The 17,742-nt window shown below is 57.2% G+C and carries 17 protein-coding genes and 1 pseudogene; 9 read left to right on the forward strand and 9 right to left on the reverse strand.

The window, feature by feature from the left end:
- Positions 1–158 precede the first annotated feature (158 nt).
- Positions 159–1,052 (reverse strand): hypothetical protein, encoded by an 894-nt coding sequence (locus GGQ68_RS22850; RefSeq protein ID WP_183970133.1) that lies wholly within the window; start codon positions 1,050–1,052, stop codon positions 159–161.
- A 246-nt stretch (positions 1,053–1,298) separates the two neighbouring features.
- Here GGQ68_RS22850 and GGQ68_RS22855 point away from each other — a divergent pair, with 246 nt between their 5' ends.
- Both GGQ68_RS22855 and GGQ68_RS22860 read left to right on the forward strand, forming a co-directional pair.
- Entirely contained in the window at positions 1,299–1,817 is a 519-nt protein-coding gene (locus GGQ68_RS22855; protein WP_183970135.1) for a hypothetical protein, read from the forward strand.
- A gap of 12 nt (positions 1,818–1,829) precedes the next feature.
- Positions 1,830–2,414 (forward strand): hypothetical protein, encoded by a 585-nt coding sequence (locus tag GGQ68_RS22860; protein WP_183970137.1) that lies wholly within the window; start codon positions 1,830–1,832, stop codon positions 2,412–2,414.
- A 177-nt stretch (positions 2,415–2,591) separates the two neighbouring features.
- Here GGQ68_RS22860 and GGQ68_RS22865 read toward each other — a convergent pair whose 3' ends face one another.
- The gene (locus GGQ68_RS22865; RefSeq protein WP_183970139.1) at positions 2,592–3,128 is read right to left on the reverse strand and encodes a recombinase family protein; all 537 of its coding nucleotides are present in this window, start codon (positions 3,126–3,128) and stop codon (positions 2,592–2,594) included.
- Between the two features lie 281 nt (positions 3,129–3,409).
- A complete protein-coding gene (locus tag GGQ68_RS22870) occupies positions 3,410–4,039 on the reverse strand; it encodes a TetR/AcrR family transcriptional regulator (protein WP_183970141.1) in 630 nt (209 codons plus the stop codon).
- A gap of 64 nt (positions 4,040–4,103) precedes the next feature.
- Here GGQ68_RS22870 and GGQ68_RS22875 point away from each other — a divergent pair, with 64 nt between their 5' ends.
- Complete coding sequence (locus tag GGQ68_RS22875; RefSeq protein ID WP_183970143.1) at positions 4,104–4,826, forward strand: SDR family NAD(P)-dependent oxidoreductase; 723 nt, start codon at positions 4,104–4,106, stop codon at positions 4,824–4,826.
- Positions 4,827–4,979: 153 nt separating this feature from the next.
- Here the strand turns inward: GGQ68_RS22875 and GGQ68_RS22880 are convergent, their stop codons facing one another.
- A complete protein-coding gene (locus tag GGQ68_RS22880; RefSeq protein ID WP_183970144.1) occupies positions 4,980–6,083 on the reverse strand; it encodes an STING domain-containing protein in 1,104 nt (367 codons plus the stop codon).
- Positions 6,084–6,227: 144 nt separating this feature from the next.
- On the opposite strand from GGQ68_RS22880, the gene GGQ68_RS22885 reads away from it, so the two are divergent.
- The gene (locus tag GGQ68_RS22885) at positions 6,228–7,262 is read left to right on the forward strand and encodes a hypothetical protein (protein WP_183970146.1); all 1,035 of its coding nucleotides are present in this window, start codon (positions 6,228–6,230) and stop codon (positions 7,260–7,262) included.
- A gap of 36 nt (positions 7,263–7,298) precedes the next feature.
- Here GGQ68_RS22885 and GGQ68_RS22890 read toward each other — a convergent pair whose 3' ends face one another.
- The 3 genes from GGQ68_RS22890 to mobQ form a co-directional block, all read right to left on the reverse strand.
- Positions 7,299–7,694, reverse strand: coding sequence for a hypothetical protein (locus tag GGQ68_RS22890; protein ID WP_183970148.1), 396 nt, complete (start codon positions 7,692–7,694; stop codon positions 7,299–7,301).
- Between the two features lie 277 nt (positions 7,695–7,971).
- On the reverse strand, positions 7,972–8,856 hold the full coding sequence (locus GGQ68_RS22895; RefSeq protein WP_183970150.1) for an ArdC family protein: 885 nt from the start codon (positions 8,854–8,856) through the stop codon (positions 7,972–7,974).
- Between the two features lie 816 nt (positions 8,857–9,672).
- Positions 9,673–10,959: a MobQ family relaxase gene (gene mobQ / locus GGQ68_RS22900; protein ID WP_183970151.1), complete on the reverse strand. Its 1,287-nt coding sequence runs from the start codon at positions 10,957–10,959 to the stop codon at positions 9,673–9,675.
- Positions 10,960–11,602: 643 nt separating this feature from the next.
- Here mobQ and GGQ68_RS22905 point away from each other — a divergent pair.
- The 5 genes from GGQ68_RS22905 (at position 11,603) to GGQ68_RS22925 (ending at position 16,367) form a co-directional block, all read left to right on the forward strand.
- Positions 11,603–11,890 (forward strand): mobilization protein, encoded by a 288-nt coding sequence (locus GGQ68_RS22905; RefSeq protein ID WP_183970153.1) that lies wholly within the window; start codon positions 11,603–11,605, stop codon positions 11,888–11,890.
- Positions 11,890–13,557 carry a type IV secretory system conjugative DNA transfer family protein gene (locus GGQ68_RS22910; protein WP_183970155.1) on the forward strand — a complete coding sequence of 556 codons (1,668 nt, stop codon included), beginning with the start codon at positions 11,890–11,892 and terminating at the stop codon, positions 13,555–13,557. The genes GGQ68_RS22905 and GGQ68_RS22910 overlap by 1 nt, the downstream gene beginning before the upstream one ends.
- A gap of 18 nt (positions 13,558–13,575) precedes the next feature.
- Positions 13,576–14,124: a hypothetical protein gene (locus GGQ68_RS22915; RefSeq protein WP_183970157.1), complete on the forward strand. Its 549-nt coding sequence runs from the start codon at positions 13,576–13,578 to the stop codon at positions 14,122–14,124.
- Between the two features lie 255 nt (positions 14,125–14,379).
- Complete coding sequence (locus GGQ68_RS22920; protein WP_183970159.1) at positions 14,380–15,408, forward strand: replication initiator protein A; 1,029 nt, start codon at positions 14,380–14,382, stop codon at positions 15,406–15,408.
- A 201-nt stretch (positions 15,409–15,609) separates the two neighbouring features.
- A protein-coding gene (locus tag GGQ68_RS22925) for an IS5 family transposase (RefSeq protein WP_183970161.1) occupies positions 15,610–16,367 on the forward strand; the annotation gives its coding sequence in 2 pieces (ribosomal slippage) (positions 15,610–15,934 and positions 15,934–16,367; 759 coding nt in all).
- Here the strand turns inward: GGQ68_RS22925 and GGQ68_RS22930 are convergent.
- A pseudogene (locus GGQ68_RS22930) lies at positions 16,318–16,857 on the reverse strand (IS6 family transposase); the annotation flags it as partial. The gene GGQ68_RS22925 and the pseudogene GGQ68_RS22930 sit on opposite strands and share 50 nt — an antisense overlap.
- An 88-nt stretch (positions 16,858–16,945) precedes the next feature.
- A complete protein-coding gene (locus GGQ68_RS22935; RefSeq protein ID WP_221235706.1) occupies positions 16,946–17,614 on the reverse strand; it encodes a TetR/AcrR family transcriptional regulator in 669 nt (222 codons plus the stop codon).
- Positions 17,615–17,742: the final 128 nt, after the last annotated feature.

Consider the following 17,742-nt stretch of genomic DNA (forward strand, 5'->3'; position numbering starts at 1 on the left):
GCGCCTCGGTGAAACGGCTCTTTCGCAAGTGTCTGCTCCTTCAGTGTTGGCGCAGACTCTACATCACGGTGAGGGATCTCGCGGGGGGCAGGTCAAGCGCAGTATCAATGGGGCCGCCGAATTATCTCGGCGGCCCCAAGACTTATTTTGGTGGAACGTTACGCAGCCAGCTGGGTCAGCGCCTTGTCCATGTCCGCAATCGTCTGACCGCGCTTCTGGACGATTTCGGCGCGGACGGCGATCAGGTTGATCACACCATCTGGCGTGTTCAGCTGGGCCGGATCAGCACCAGCGGCGCGGATTTCGCCGATGGCTTTGTCCAATGCGGCCAGCGCCTTATCAAACTCGGCCACGGCCTTTTGCTTTTCCGTGCCGATTTGCGTACGCACTGCGGCCTTCATGTCGGCTTTCTTGGCTTCGCCCAGTTGCTGCGCGCGCAGGCCAAAGGCCTCGCCCTGCTTTTGATAGGCCGAGATTTCGCCGTGCACATCCTTCAGCTTGAACTGGGGAAGGTGCATTTTGATCTCGACGCGCTTGCTGTAAAACTCGGGGATATCCATCGAAAAGCTCGTGCGATCCCACCAGGTTTGCGGCAGGTCCAAAGAGAATTTCTTGTGGACCGTACGCGTCACCGGGACATCCATCTTGGCATCACAGGAATACCACTTCCAGCCTTTAAAGCAGGGGTATTCCCCAACTTTCTTGGTCTCCATGCGGATTTCGGGAACATCCATGGAAAAGCTGGTGCGGTCCCATTTGAACTGCGGCAGATGAAGGCTGAACTCACGGGTTTTGAAAACCACTTCGGGGATGTCAAAGGAGAAATCCGTGATCTCCCATGTGACGTCAAATTCCGCCCCGATGGTTGCCTCGATGCCCGAGGGATCAGGCGCTGTACCCTGCCAGTCCTGCATTTCGGTCTGCAGGGCATCGAACTGCGCATCATACTTGGCCTCGATCTCGGCGATCGTTTGCGTGCTTGCCAGCGCTGCACCTGTGCCGACAGTATTCAGAACCAGAACGGCGGCGGTTGCCATCAACATCTTTTTCATTTGACTTGCCCTCCCAGGCGTTGCTCAAGGGGTGTGTTTGCGTTTGCTCCCTGAGCACTGAGGGTAAGTCGCGGCCTCTAACTTTTCTGTACAAGCACTTTGTTTTCGTAAAATTTGCTTTTGATTGAACCTATCTCTAAAATTTAGAAATGGATTTTTACGGGGTGCAAAGTGAGTGTCGATTTACTGGATATCGTTGGTGGCATGCGCGCCGAGCGACGCGCGTTCCTAAAGGCCATCGTTCCCGTGCCCGATCCAGAGCATCCACAAAACCCCGGCCAGAGCGAGCTGTCGAGCGAGGACATCAAAAAGCTGCGTTCTGCTGCGGTGTTCTTCATCGCCGAGTTCTTTTTCGTTATTCAACAGCTGGGTTTGACCAAAGATCCAGAGGGGCTTGAGGACTACCTAAAGGATCACAATGACAGTGTTGGCCGGAAAATCGCCGAGCTACGCAAGGAAAAACGCAGCGCGACACATAGCGGTCTGACCATCACCCGCCTTCAGGAAAGCCTGATTGACGACTGGAAGATCGAAGAGATGGTCGCCGCCGCACAGGACGGCTTTTTTCGCTTTGACCAGTCGACCATCGGGGCGCTTTTGAACGAGATCATGGTCAAGCAATCCACCAATTCGCATCTGGATGTGTTGGGCAAGGCAGGCCTGCTGAAGATCAGCGGACGGCGCCCCAAGTATATAGTATCAAACGGAAAGATTGAGCAGCACTACGAAGAATTCTTGAAAGGTCTTAAAAATGTTTTTTCCTGAAGGTAAGCTGCCATGGTCCCATTAAAAACCGCCTTATGTGCGTTGGCGCTTTGCCATGCCATCCCTGCGCAGGCGGCGCCGGTTGATGAGCATGTTCAACGCATTTTGGCCCTCTCCGAAGCGGCCTGCCGCGTTGAGGAAGGAGAATACCGCGATCTGTATCACGGCGATAACCGCACCGTTCAGAAAACCCTGTCATTCGTCGCGGAAGGCACGCGGTTGCTCTGCGAGAGCATACGGCTTGATGCGGAACTTGCGCGGCTTCGCAGCGAAGAAGAGCGTTTGCGCGCAGAGGCCGAGCGCCTTGAAAACGCGTGGCAAACCGCTCATCGGATCAACCCGGCCAAGTTTCCGAATTTTAAAGGCCGCGACACAAGCCAAAAGCGCCTGCTGTCAGATGCCGAACAGATTGGACGTACGCTGTTGGTTTTGTCGAATGTGCAAAACGACCTGAGAAGCGAAGCCCGCCGCATTCTTAGTTTGGCGTCTGAAGAATTTAACCGCTTGTCCGATCAAAACTCTGAGCTTCTTCTTGCGAGTCTTGATGATGAAGATAGCCATGATGTCATCATTCGTCTTTTAAAGAGGCGCGGATAGCAGGTGTCGTGATCTGGTTGTCGTTTGCGGCTACCTGCACGCTTGAATTAACACTATTACTAATTCTGTTCACCTGCGCGCCCAAACCTGGGCAGGAGGAACGGTTGAGTGGGAGATTCCAAGCTCCCGTGCTTTACAGTTTTCGGGTGAAGTGTTCACCACGCGTGCCGCTTCAGCCTAAACACGCTTGACGGTCGCTAAGCTGACGTTGAACAAAGCGGCGATGTCTTTCAACGCGCGCCCTTCATCCTTCAATCGTAACACTTCAGCTTTTTGATCTGCGGACAGGGCAGGGGGCCTGCCGCCGATGCGGCCCTTCTTGCGCGCGGCCTCGAGCCCTTCCATCGTACGCTCTCGGATGCGTTCGCGCTCGAACTGGGCAATGGATGCGAAGACGTGAAAAATTAACCGGCCTGCGGGTGTGGTCGTGTCGATGTCTTCAGCGAGAGACCGGAAGCCTGCTTCGGCCGCTTCGATCTGTGCGACGATGTCGAGAAGGTCGGTCAGGGACCGCGCAAGCCGGTCGTATTTCGTGACCAGGACGATGTCACCGCGCCGGAGTTGCTCCAGAATCTTGTCGAGCTCGGGGCGTTTCCGCTTGGAGCCACTGATCTTGTCCGCGAAAATGCGCTCAGCTCCAGCTTCCTTCAAAGCGTCGATCTGAGCATCTAGGTGTTGGTCCTCGGTCGAGACACGTCCGTATCCAATAATCATGCTGATATGGTATCAAAAACGGTGCAAAACGCAAAAGTTTTTGCACCGGGTTTTTGAGCCCTCAGAACATCCGAAAACACGCGGGGTAGGGCGATAGGCTCAAAAACGACCATTTTAGGCCGCGTAGTTCTGACCAGAGGTTTTTGTCCGACAGCAGCCGTTCGTGCCTGTGCGGCGAAAGGCAGCTTCGAGCCCATTGTGGTCGCCCCACGCATTTGAGGAATCTTGAGGCTCGCCGTTGGAACCCGAGACCTGAAGCGGACGCTCTCAATCAGGCGTGATCAACTTCCAATACTTCGCAGGTGATCTTGGCACATTGCTTTGAGGCCGGTTTTCAACACCGCGATCTCTTGTGGACCGAGCCCACGCTCGAATGCGTTGCGCACGGAGCCGTAGATCACGGTCGTCAATAGCAAGTTTGTCTGCTCGACCTCATCGTCTGGGATGTCGGGGGCATGGCGGAACATGTCTGTCGTCGCCCTGTCCACGCGTGCGGCAAAGGCATAGATCAACGCATCATTGTCCAACTCAGCCACGGAGCGGTAAAGCGCCCGGGTCAGCTCGGGTCGCTCTGTTTTAACCGCCCAGTATGTATCGATCAGGGCGTCGGTTGCTTCAGCGATCGGGCGCCCCAGCATCCGGGCGCAGGTCTCTTCGACCCGCTCGGCAAGCCGCGTGAGGAAGCGGTCATTTAACGCGTAGACGAGCGCCTGCTTGTTGGGAAAATACTGATACATCGAGCCGACCGAAACGCCTGCGCGTTCAGCCACTCCGGTGGTCGTCAGCCCCACCATGCCCTGTGACAGCAGAACCTGAATCGTCGCCTCGTAAATCGCATCCACAGTCACGCGGGAGCGCGATTGCGACGGTGTTTTCCGGGGCTTCAGGGCTTTCGTCACGGTCGGCGGCATATGCGAATCCAAAATATGAATTTTCCTTCATATAAATAGGGTAAGTCAGAAAAAGGAAAGACTTATGACACATTCACGTATCGCCCTCGTAACCGGCGCCAACAAGGGAATCGGGTTTGAGATCGCCCGCAAGCTGGCGAACTCTGGCGTTCATGTGCTGCTTGGCAGCCGCGACAAGGCGCGCGGCGACGCGGCAGCGGCCGGTCTGGCCGAGGCGGGGTTTGCTGCCGAAGGCCTGCACCTCGACCTCGACTCTGCAGAGACCATCGCAGCCGCAGCGGCCACGATCGAGGCGCGGTTCGGCCGATTGGATATCCTCGTCAACAACGCCGGCATCTTCGATGCCGGCGATGCGGCGCCCGGCAAGGCCTCGATAGAGGCTGTGCGCCGGGTCATCGATGTCAACTTCATCGGAACTCTGGCAGTTACGCAGACCATGCTGCACCTTCTACGCGCCGCGCCGAATGCGCGGATCGTAAACATGTCGAGCTCGATGGGCTCGCTAACAGAGAACGCCGATCCCGGCGCACCGTATTACCCGCAACGCTTCATCGGCTACAACGCGTCCAAGGCGGCGTTGAACATGCTGACGATCCAGCTCCACGAGGAACTGAAGGACACTGGCATTACGGTAAATTCGGTGAGCCCCGGCTTCGTCAAAACCGACCTAACCGGAGGATATGGCGAGATGACACCGGAAGAAGGCGCGCGGCTTCCGTCCGAATATGCCTTGGATGCAAAGGTCAGCGGTCGCTTTGTCGAGCCTGGAGGCACGACACCTTGGTGAACGGCAGGAAAGTCCCGCAGAGCGAGCTTTGCCTCTGGCCGCAGTGAAGGTCCCGGTTCAGGGTCGTCGGTGGCCAAAACTCGCGCGTTTTTGTCACCGGCGGAATCGACCGTTTATGGCCATGCACAACTATCGCAGTATAGCCACAACACACTAATCAGGAACACCGAAACGCCTATCAAAGTCATCCGGTATTTCACGTCCGAGAGATACTAGTACCATTCGCACAAAGTCTTTGATAGTTGCCACACCAAGCCGCCGCGAAACGCTCCCCGGGTAGTCCTGAGGCAAACGGGCAAGCGTTGCCATAAAGTCGTCAATCATGCGTTGTTCAAATTTCTGCACCGCTGCATTGGCTGCGTCAGTCTTTGCGCGCTCAGCCATAAGCCGGATACGTTTCATCCGGGGCGATTTATTCTGTGCGGCTAGCGGGGCAGGGGTATCGAAGAGATATCCCCCAGCCCGAAAAACAAGCATCTTTCCACGGGCCTGCTCCCGATCTTGATAAACCTTCCCATCACGCTCGCCAATTAGCTCTACATCGATATCAAAGCTCTTGAGCTTCCGTTGAACAACCTGAGACAAGCCCTCGGCCTCTTCCAGATCGCGAGGTCTAATAACGACCATTTTGAAAACTTCGTCCTCAATGAAATCAAACACACCGCCATTGGCCTTGAGTATATGCCGCATGAAGTTGTGGAAGTAGCCAGTCGCCAAGCCAGTCGATGCTGATGCCTCGACAAGCGGCAGCCCGTAGTACTCGCTCATTGGGTTGGCCGCAGGATTCATGCCAGCATCATCTCCGAAAATTACTGTTTTGATCATCGGCATTAATTTCGCAAAAAGTACATCTTCCTCAAAGCTCTCGACCACAGCTTGGTACGTACCTTGAAGGTAGAATGATGACTGCGGGCTTCCGTCCTTATCCGCCATAACAACGGGGATTGTTGGGATGCCGAGAGCATGCAACATCGCCAGCTCGTACATAACGCTTGGACTACCCGCTGAGACATCCATGATCCCTAGTTCTGCAGTGTCGAGGATACCGAACACTCGGCTGGTGATCATGCCGCTATCATCAAGCTCTGGTGTATAGATTTTGATGTTAGGTGCCCCATTCTCATGGACAATTTCGGTTGCCGCACGCTCCACAGCCGCCTTGAGCCGCTGGATATGGTCTGCAAAAGGAAGGCCATGGGCGTCCTGTTGTGTGCCGCCCATCGGGCCACCGATGAAGATATCAAAAGGTTCTCGCATAATCAGACCTTACTCGGCTAGGGTGTCATCGAAGAAGCCAACTGAACATACAGACTAGAGTACTCTTCTATGTCATCCAAACCAAATTCTGACATTGGCCTGAATCCAGGCGACGAGGACTACCTCAAGGAGCAGTTTCCCAAAATGGCCGAAATTTTCATCTGGCCAGAACTTACTGCAGCATTCAAAAACCATGAAAATGAAGCTCTAGAAAAAAAGTCCTCTTCGCGACGCAATAGTTTCTACGCCATTGTGTTCATGGTGCTATCACTATCTATGACAATAACTGCCGCTGCGCCGATCATGACCGAATGGGCCTCTAGACCTGACTGGCTGAGACCGCTCTTAGCATCTGTGTCACTCTTATTTCTCGTTCTATCGGTTTTTCTTGGCAAAGGGATTTTGTTTGGAAGGCGACGCGATGCTTGGCTTTATCACCGCTTAGCAGGAGAGCGTTTGAGACATCTTTATTTTCAGTTTTTGTTGGAGCATATGTGTGAGGCATGCTCTCAAGGAAGTGTGTCGCAACAAAATGTTATCGGCTCCCGAAAATCAGCTCTTGCAAGCGTAATTAAGAAAATCTGTGCACCAGTCTACGTGCAGATCGTCAAAGGAGATACAAATCTGGAAGAAGCGGCGCTCTTGTCCAGAAAAGTAGATTGCGAAGAAGCAGAACTCGATCCAGACAAACTAGACGAGTTCCGAAAATTTTGGATGGAATTTCGCTTTAGTTGGCAAATCGGCTACGCCACAGAGCAGGCTGGACGGCGAGCTTCGCCTTTCCCAATATTTGGGTCTCTCGCAGACCAAGAGCATACTGTATCCAGTTTAGAATTTATTGCTACTGTGGGTATCATTGCTCTTCAGAGTTTAGCTGTAGCTGCGCAGCTTTTTAGCACGGGAAGTGCCGTAGAGAATGCCGTTTTCCTTGCGAGTATCCTAGCGGTGGCTGTCGTTGGCCTACAAGCATATCGCGATGGTATGGGGCTGACAGAAGACCTTACTAGAAATCGTGTTTACGCATCGTATTCGGCAAAGCTTCTTCGCGACTATAAGCAAGCCTTACAAACTGAAAGTGTTGCGACCGAGATGAGGATTATGTCTGAAATGGAAGACTTGGCATATTTTGAAACGCGAGAGTTTTTGCATACGCACAGCAATGCGCGTTTTTCACTCTAGTTAATGCCCTAGGATTTGCGCCAAGAGTACCGTCTCTCATTCTATCTGAGCAACTGTTTCAAATTTATTGCCAGTCGGGTTGAGGAAAGTGTTCTCGACAGTTAGTCCTGCCTGCGCTGCATATTCTTTTAACACACCCACAATTTGATCATGCCGCCTAATTAGCTCGGCGCGATCTCTTTCATCCGAGTAGGACGGATGAATGTCTTGAAACACTAATTTCATAGGTGGGCTGACTACAAAACCCCGCTCGTTGAGTAGGCGGAAAGCCTCTATCGCTCGTGCGTTATCATCTGGATTCAAGATAAAGTCCGAGAAAACCATAGATGACTTACTGCCCATAGGACTGGTTACTCGAACGAAAAATCGCTTGGAACCTTCCGCAACAATCTGAAAGGACCAGTCGTCTGTTCGGGCGGTAAGATCAGTCATGGTCTGCTCCTCGAACTCGATGCATGAAAGCATCCCGATTCTGATATGTTTGCGCTTCAGAGTATAGAGTATTTCGATGTAGTTGAAGATGCCCTGTCTGGCTTGCTCGCGGGCATCCTATGCCCGTCCGCGCGAAGCGCCGGGCCTGTCGGCGGGTGGCCTTTTGGTTGCCCGCCGACAGGTCACCCTGAAACCGCCCACATCCACGATCACCCCACAACGCAAAAAGGCCCCCGCATGCTGACGGGGGCCTCGATCATTTCAGCGGTGCGGGCTGTTACTCGGCGGCCATCCGGTCGGCTTGCGCGGTGCGCTCCATGATATAATCCACGGCCTTCTGCGCCTCGGACGCGGCGCGGAATATCGCGCGGCTGTCTTCCTTCATCGCCTCAAGCCATCCTTCGACATAGGCGGCGCTCTGGTCGAATTCAGGCTCCACCCCGATCTGCGCGCAAAGCATGCAGTTGCCGATTTCGGCGACCAGCTCCTCGAACGCGTAAGCCTTGCGGTCATTAAACCGGCCCAAGCGGTCCAGCCGCTTCGTCGCACCTGTCCAGTGGGTCAGCTCATGCGCCAAGGTGCCGTAATATCCTGCGGCCCTGTGAAAGGTCCCGATCGGCGGCATATGAATCCGGTCCGTCTTAATGTTGTAATAGGCGCGCGGCTCCTCGGTCACGTCGATCTGCGCGCCGGACGCGGCAAAGAAGGCCTCCAACGCGGGGTCGGCTACGGTGCCAAGATCGCGGGGCGGATCGGGCAGGATGTAGAACTCGGCGGGCAAGCCCTCGATCTGGTCGGCGTTGAACACGCGGTAGGCCTTGGCATAGGGGATATGGCGTTCCTCGCCGTTCTCGTCCTCGCGCTCGACGGTGCCGTATTTCACGACGGTTGCGGATTTCTCGCCCTTGCGGACATGGCCCCCAAGCTGCTTGGCCTGATTGAACGTCATCCAACGGGCTGAGCTGTAGTCCTTGGCCATCGCCGTGGCCCAAAGCATCAGGATGTTGATGCCCCGATAGGCTTCGCCGTTGAACCGTTCCGGCAAGCTGGCCGATACCCCGCCGCCGGTCCACGGCTTGCGCCAGGGCGGTGTTCCCGCCGCGATCTGCGCGATGATCTGGTTGGTGACATGGGAATAAACGTCAAACTTCTCTGCGGTCATTTGTGACCCTCCTTGCGTGACGCGGTCTGGGTCTGCTCCCCTTTCCGCCAATGGGCGGGCCTTCCTGTTCTGATCTTTGGAATGCCCATGCATTCCGAAGGGCAGAGCAGGTAAGGGCAAAGCCCGTCCTGCGGCCTGGCGGGGCCGTGACAACCGGGTGGAGGGCGTGAATTTGGGAGGGAACCGCGCGCCTGCGCGTGGGAGGAACCGGAATTCTCGACCGGAACCGACGCCACAGGCGGCGCTTGCCGGTTTTCTCGGACCTGACAGGATGGCAGGCGGATCAACAGGGTTTGGAAACTGTCAGGGTTGGGGTGAGCGGGCGTCAGCCCGTCGATCCCCGGCCCTGCCTATCGCTCAAAGCGATACCAGCGCACTGCCGGGATCACTGAACTCTATCGAGCCATATCTAACTCGATAATATACGATTGATGCCCTCGTTAGATTCAGGCACAAGACGACCATCATTGTTTTTGTTGGTATGCGCGATGAACCAGACGATTGACCTCGAACTAAACGTCACCACCGAACAAGGCCTTCGGGGACTTGCTGAGGAGGGACACACGGTCGAAGTGCTGTGCAAAGCCGATCCTGAACGCAAGGGACCAAGCTGGTACGGCCTGTGGATCATGCGGACGGTTGGGAGTGATGGGTAGGAGAAAATCCTTGTCACTGCCAGAACGCGCGTGACGCAGAATGCGATCAGGGTGCGCGAATTCAAGACGGCAACCGGCGTGATTTCATTCCTTGTTGGTGTCGGGTTCTCTCAGGCAAGCATTCCCATGAAGAATGGGGAAACGACCTCTCATCGCCTCGTCAGTGACTGAGACCTGGATCACGGTCGATGTCCCTATCCTTCTCGACCTCCTGATCCTTCTCCTGGTCGCGCTCGTCCTCGATCTCCAGCCGCTCGCGCGGTTTGTTCAGCACATCCTTCAGCCGCTCGTTGACGGACGGCTTGCGCGCCTCGCGGCTTGTGTCCTCGCCCAGATCATACTCGCTGTGACCGTCTAGCTTGTGAACCGCCGCCTGGCCGTCGCGCCCGGCGTCCTTCTCCATGATCTCCTTCAGCCGCTCGCGCGCGTAATTGCGACCTTCCGGCTTCGGAGTGTCGTCCTGGTCCCGCGACCGGCCCACGACCTGCGACAACCGCTCCCGGAAATCCTCCGGGTTGCGTTCGCTGCGTTCTTTCGCGGTCGCGGCCCTGAGCGCCGCAAGACCGGCAGAGACGCGGCCCTGCCCCGTCTCACGCGCGATACCGTAGGTGTCCCGCGCGACATCCAGCCGCGCGCGCATTTCGCGGAACGCGGCGCGGGCTTGGCGGGCGGCATGGACCACGGCCCCGCGCTCGGTGACCGGGACGTATTCCCGGCCCTGACGCTCGGCCACAGCTTTCGCGCGCCGCTCCATGGAATTGGCCGCTGGCCCCAGCTTCAGCTCGGGGTCGCGGTCCAGCTCCTCGGCCGTCAGCTTGTCGCCACGATCCAGCGCCGTCTCGCGCTGCTTCTCAAGCGACCGGTGATCGACACGCTCGACCTCCCCGACACGCTCCAGCGCGCGGTTCTGCAACTCGGCCCAGAGGCCGCGCATCTGCTCGATCTCGACGCCGCCGGTCTTGGCGGAATCGAGAACCCGCGTCTTGGCGGTGAAGCCCCCGGCCTCCAGCTTGCGGGTGGAGGTCAGGACGTGGGCATGGTGGTTGCGCTGATCGCCCTCGCGATGGGGCGCATGGATCGCCACATCGACGGCCACGCCATAGCGGCTGACCAGCTCCTCGGCGAACTGACGGGTGATCTGCGACCGGTCCTCAGCGCTGATCTCGGACGGCAGGGCCAGCTCCCATTCGCGGGCGGTGACGGAGTTGCGGCGGGTCTCGCTGGCCTCAACCTCGTTCCAGAGGCGGGAGCGATCCGTGGCCCAGTCCGGCGCATCCTTCGGGGTCAGGATGAAGGTCTCCTCGATGCCCTGCTTGCGGGTGTAATCGTGGACACGGCCTTCGCGCTGACACTCGATGCGCTCTCCGACACGGTAGGCTGCCGCCGCCGTGGCGGAGCGCCCGGCGCTGCGTTTGATCGTCTTCACGGAGAGGTGGTAGCTGGCCATGCGCCCTCCCCTCGCCCGTGATGCAAACGCCCGCACGCAGCGGACCTGATCCGTGCCGATACCCCGATATTGGTTACCGGATCAGCCGTCTTTTCTTCGCAGGATCGCGCCCCAAACCGGCGCGGTGCGAGAGGAAAAGACAGCCCGCCCGAAGCGAGCCTCTGGCTCTCTGAGGCGCGGGCTTGCCAGTGATCTGCCCCCAAATCCCCAGCCTTATGCGGGGCGGGATATGGGGACAGGTCACTGGCGGTTTGCCACGGGCAAACCCGGTTCGTATCGGCACCGACAGGTCCGACGATACGAACCTCCCGTAAGGGAGACGCCAGCGGCAGACCAGCCCCCACCGTGGGGCATCGGGCGAGACGCTGGCGCGACATTGCGGGACGCGATCCAACCGCTGAGGTTGGGCTGGGATGGTTTGGAAGGGGCAGCGCGCCCTTCCATGTCGCGGCGGTACGCAGCGAAGGGGATGGCCATCGGCCGGGGCTTTGCCCCAGAGAGATCGCACGCAAATCTCGGAACCGCAGGTGAAGAGTTTGCATAAGTGCGCCCTTGTCCTTTACAGGCCTACGGGTAAGCGCTATCGGTTGATCTGGCAAGAACAACTTCAACCACAAGAATGTTTGGTGGCGAGGGTAGAGATTTGGCAGAAACAGAACTTGAGCGCGCCGAGAAACGATATGCCCAGGCCAAGGCCCGTCTTCAGGCACTGAAGAACCGGGAAAGCACCAGACAGCGCAAACTCGAAACGCGGCGCAAGGTGATCCTGGGCGGTGCGCTCATGGACTTGGCGGAACGGGATACCGGGGCTGCCGCGATGCTCGACCGGCTAATCCGCAACCTGCCCCGCGAACAGGACCGCAAGGCCTTCGCGGACTGGGGGCCGCCCTCCCCTGCACCGTCCATATCTGATCCGGAAAAGCCGTCCTGATGCGGGGCGTGATGCTCGTCTTCGGAGGGCTGTTCCGGTTCTTCGGTCGATTGATCTTCACGCCTATCCTGTTGGGCTGGATGATCGGCGCTGTCCTGTTCGGCGCGATGATCGGGGCGCTCGTGGCCACGCCCTTCGCCTTCTTTGACCAGCCGCCCGGCGAAAGCGCATGGCAGTGGCTGATCTTTGGGCCGTGCATTGTTGTCGGTGCTGTCTTTGGGTTCCAATACTGGCGCATGGCCTCCGGAGCCGATGCCTTCTTCGGGCTGACCGGCGACAGCCATGGCTCCGCCCGCTTCGCCAACCGCAAGGAGCTGAAGAAGCTCCAGCGGGAAGACGGTCTTCTGATCGGGCGCAATCCGCACACCGGGCGGCTGCTGCGCTATGACGGTCCCGCCCATCTGATCACCCTCGCCCCGACACGGGCCGGGAAAGGCGTTGGCACCGTGATCCCGAACCTGCTGGCGGCGGAACGCTCGGTTCTGGTCATCGACCCCAAGGGCGAGAATGCCCGGATCGCCGGGGAAGCACGGCGGCGGTTCGGAACGGTCCACGTCCTCGATCCGTTTGAGGTCTCCGGGATGCCGTCTGCAGCCTACAACCCGTTCGACCGGCTGACACCGGACAGCCTCGATCTGGGCGAGGATGCGGCCTCCCTGACAGAGACGCTGGTCATGGACCCGCCGGGACAGGTGACGGAGGCACACTGGAACGAGGAGGCCAAGGCCATCCTTGGTGGGCTGATCATGTTCTGCGTCTGCCACGAGGACCCCAACCGCCGGACACTTGCCACCGTCCGGGAATATCTCACCCTGCCCCCGGAAAAGCTCCGCGCTCTGCTGGAGCTGATGCAAGACAGCGATGCGGCGGGCGGGCTGATCGCCCGCGCCGCCAACCGCTTCCTTGGCAAGGCGGATCGTGAAGCCGCCTCGGTGCTATCCAACGCACAGCGCCACACGCACTTCCTGGACAGTCCGCGCATTGCCAAAGTCCTGTCGCGGTCGGATTTCCACTTCTCAGATCTGCGCCACCGGATCGCTTCGGTGTTTCTGGTGTTGCCCCCGAACCGGATGGACGCCTATAGCCGCTGGCTGCGCCTTCTGGTGTCTCAGGCCCTTCAGGACATCGCACGGGACGCTGAGGCGTCCGTCAGGCCCCAGAGCGGCCCTGCAGGCACTCAGGGGGGCACACAGCGCCTCAAGACGCCCACGCTGTTCCTGCTGGATGAGTTTGCGGCTCTGGGCCGTCTGGAGGCTGTAGAGCGCGCAATGGGGTTGATGGCGGGCTATGGGTTGCAGCTCTGGCCGATCCTGCAGGATATGAGCCAGCTCAAGGACCTCTATGGCGAACGCGCTGGTACTTTCATTGCCAATGCCGGGGTGCAGCAGGTCTTCGGGGTGAATGATTTCGAGACGGCCAAGTGGCTGAGCCAGATGATGGGCCAGGAAACCGCCGGGTTCCAGACCGACAGCTTCAAACCCGGTGACGGCCCCAGCTTCAGTAACAACCTCACGGGCCGCGATCTGCTGACCCCAGATGAAATCATGCAGCTCCGCCCGGAAAACCAGCTCCTGCGCGTGCAGGGTCAAGCCACCGCCGTCGCGGAGAAGCTTCGCTACTACACCGATCCAGAGTTCAAGGGGCTGTTCGTCCCGCAGGGCCAGTAACCCCAAGGACGCCTCCCGATGCCAAACCAACCCGCCCCCCCTGCCCTTTCCGACGATGATCTGCGCGAAACGCTCGATCTCATGGCCACGGCTGTCGCCAGCATGTCCGACAGGATCGACGATCTGACCGCCGTGGCGGACAAACAGATCAAGGTTGCGACGGAAGCGCGGATCGCAGCTTTCGCCGCACGGGACCAGACCAACCCGAAAAAGTACGGGGATCTTCTTGGCCAGACACTCGATAGCCATCTGGGCGCAACCGCAGACGCGATGACAGAGATTGTCAGACGCCTTGGCGTCCAGACGGACAAGACTATCGGGGCCTTGGCCAAATCGGAAGATGACAGGTCTACAGCCTATCGAGCGGTGTTCGAACGAGAACAGAAAGCGGATCGCGTCAAGAGCCGCCTGCCCTGGTTTGGTCTGGGTGCATTGGTTGTGGTCCTGGTGCTGACGGTGACGCTTCCTCGTTTCTTAGCTAGCAACGCGTCCACATGCGCTGTCCTCGGGGCTTCCTGGACCACGACAACTACGGGTGTCGATGCCTGCGTCTTTTACCAGAGGTAATGGGTGAAGCGCTGTCGGTGATTGTCTCAACCTGACAGGCTGGGTGTTATATATGTGTTAGAATCTGTGTTACGCATTCGCAAACGTTAGATTCGATGAATGATTTCAGTAATTTGTAGAAGTGTAGTGCAGCTAATATCCCGATAGAATGCAGGTATTATCCGGGAAAGTGCAGCCGTTATCCCGATAGGTCTTGTGGTGCAGCTAATATCCCGATAGCAATAAAAGTGCAGCCGTTATCCCGATAGGTGATTCATGGACGAAGACTATCGCCCCCTCCTCCCGGATCGTCATCCCCAAGCCAACCTATTCATCTGTGACGTGGCCGATGCTGTCATTAAAAGCGACATGGCGTCCATGGAGCATCCGATCTTCACGCTGTCAAAGAAGCCGATCCGTGATGTTAAGAGATATGAGCATGGAGATGTGGTTCTGGAGGTTACTCCCGGTCCCAAGGGCATCGCCAACATCTATGACAAGGACATTTTGATCTTTGCGATTAGCCAGATCATGGCGGCGCGCAATGAAGGTCGCCAATACTCGCGCGAAATCCAGTTTCAGGCCCAAGACTTCTTGGAGTTCAGCAATCGCCACACCGGTGGTCACGACTATGATCTGCTGCGTGACTCCCTTGACCGGCTGGACAGCACACGTCTCAGGACGACGATCAAGACGGGCGGCGAAGAGACATGGGAGGCGTTTGGCCTGATCGAAGGCGCAAAGATCAAGCGCAAACGACATGATGGCCGTGTCACCGAATGGGGCCTCAAGCTCTCAGAATGGCTTTTCAAAGCCATTGAAGCCAACGAGGTTCTGACACTTCACCCGGACTATTTCCGTCTCCGTAAGCCAATCGAGCGCCGGATTTACGAGATTGCGCGAAAACACTGTGGCTCAAAGGAATCTTGGCAGATCGGTTTGAAGAAGCTTCAAAAGAAGTGTGGTTCGAGCGACGCCATTCGGAACTTCCGGCTGGCCGTCCGTGCGCTGTGCGACTTCGACCACTTGCCAGACTATTCGGTAAGTATGGAAGGCGACATGGTTTCCTTCCGTAGTCGTGTTTCACAACAGATGATCGTTGGCTCGGGATTTACCACTAAGCTCATGCCGGACACCTACGAGGCGGCGCGGCAAGCCGCGCCTGGCTGGGATGTTTATGTGGTCGAACAGGAATGGCGGGCGTGGGTAATGAGCCTGCTTGATCAAGGCATGGAGCCGCCTCGTAACCCTGACAGTGCTTTTATCGGGTTTTGCCGGAAATGGGCCGCACGTCAGCAACGGTAGATAATATTATATGCCGTATAAAATATCACGTCATATAATATGCCTCATATAAAAAATGACGTGACATATTTTGTGGCACGTCACATAAAAGAGAAAAACAACGAGCAGACAAATGATTGTAAGTGTCCTCTCACCTAGGGTCAGGATGCATTGATTTTCGCTGCGCTGCGTGATTCACGGCTCGGAAAACGGAGCGGTGACGTGAGCGACCTTTACTGGCTGACCGACGAGCAGATGGCCAAGCTTTCCCCTTTCTTCCCGAAGTCGCACGGCAAGCCTCGCGTCGATGATCGGCGTGTATTGAGCGGGATTATCTTCATCAATCGCAATGGCTTGCGTTGGCGCGACGCTCCCGCGGCCTATGGTCCACACAAGACGCTTTACAGCCGCTGGAAGCGTTGGAGCGAGAAAGGCATCTTTGCGCGGATGATGACCGGTCTCGCTGCGGCGCATGGCGAACAGAAGACTGTGATGATCGACGCGACATATCTGAAGGCCCATCGAACAGCGACCAGCATGGCCGCTAAAAAGGGGGGCGTGGTCGCCTGATCGGTCGCACCAAGGGCGGCATGAACACCAAGCTGCACGCAATCTGTGACAGCCAGGGAAGACCAATCGATCTGTTCGTCACCGCCGGACAGGTCAGCGATTATATCGGCGCACGGGCACTGCTCAGCGGCCTACCAAACGTCAAATGGCTGCTAGGAGATCGCGGCTATGATGCTGACTGGTTCAGAGAAGCGTTGCAAGACAAGGGGATACGCGCCTGTATCCCAGGCCGGAAGAAACGCAAGACGCCGGTCAAATACGACAAGCGGAGATACAAACGGCGCAACCGCATCGAGATCATGTTCGGCAGACTCAAAGACTGGAGACGAGTGGCGACACGCTATGACCGTTGTCCCAAGGTCTTCCTCTCAGCCATCGCGCTCGCTGCTGTTGTGATCTACTGGTTATGAATCCTGACCCTAGGCCTTTGTGGGCCCGGTGGTCAGCGTTCGGAGCCTGTGTTTTGACCGGCTTGATATAGCTGCGCAATTTGTCGGTTATGACCACTCTCGGCTCGCCAAACTGTGAAACCAATCTTTGGAAAAAGCGCTTTGCTGCTTTGGCGTTCCGACGTGTCTGCACGAGAATATCTCCATCTGCGTCGATCGCGCGCCACAGCCAATGCTTCTTGCCCCGGATCGTGATCACGACCTCATCCATGTGCCACTTGTCGCTCGGCCGCGGACGTTCGCGGCGGATGCAATCTGCAAAATGCGACCCAAAGCGATTAACCCACAGTCGGATCGCCTCCCGGCTGACAATCACACCCCGAGCAGCCAATAGGTCTTCAACATCAGCCGTGCTCAGGGCTAACCGGTGATACGCCCAGACAGCGAACGCGATGATTTCACGTGGGTAGCGAAAGCCCTTCAGGGGCGGCAAATCGATTGGAATGTTCATGAGGCAGACATACCTCTACCAAACCCAGTCAACAACTTGGCAATACCCTTTCAGCAGCCATGCGGAACCGTCGCGTCGATTGAACCGTCTATTTGGAGCAATCACCTAAACTGCTCTCAATTGGCCTACCAAGCGTCCCATCAAAGAAATTTGCCACCGTGTTGCGTACTGCAGCCTCGACATCGATCTCTAACGGCATGTTGTAGACGAATTTCCGAATTGCGATGTAGAACACCGCACCGTGCAGCCCCCAGAACAGTTCTAGCTCGTCCACACCGGGCGGATCGGTTCGCTCTGGCTCGCCACGCTCGCGGCGCAGTTCCAACGCGGCCGGCTCGATGATCTTGCTGCGCACGATGTCAAGATAACGCTCGGTTAGCCCATAGGATTTCAGCCCGGACGACACGAAAATCCGCACCCAGTCATAGTCGAACACCCGTTCGGCATATTCCACATAGAACTGCGTCAGCCGCTGCCGCAGGGTCAGATTCCGGTCAAGCACAAGGCTTTCCCAATCCGGTTTCCAGCGCTTGAGATAGACGTGTTCGTAGACCCGTTCGATCAGCGCATCCTTGCTTTCGAAATGCCGGTAGATGACCGCGTGCGACACGCCCATGCGCTTGGCGAGCTCGCGGGTCTGCCCCTCGAACCCCGACTCTGCAAAAAAGCGCACCGCCTCGGTCACGATCAGCTTTTCACGCTCTTCTGCGCGCATGTTCTTGCGGCGTGGTGCCTTGGTCCCGGTGTCTGAGGTCATGCCCGTCTCATGTCATTTTCCAACACGAAGATAGCGGTAAATAAAAAAGTTACCAAGTGGTCATTTTATGTTGACCGACTCCCGGGACGATGATCTAGATAAGTTACCAAGCGGTCACTTTTGCAGCT

It is taken from the genome of Sagittula marina (assembly GCF_014196795.1).
GTDB lineage: Bacteria > Pseudomonadota > Alphaproteobacteria > Rhodobacterales > Rhodobacteraceae > Sagittula > Sagittula marina.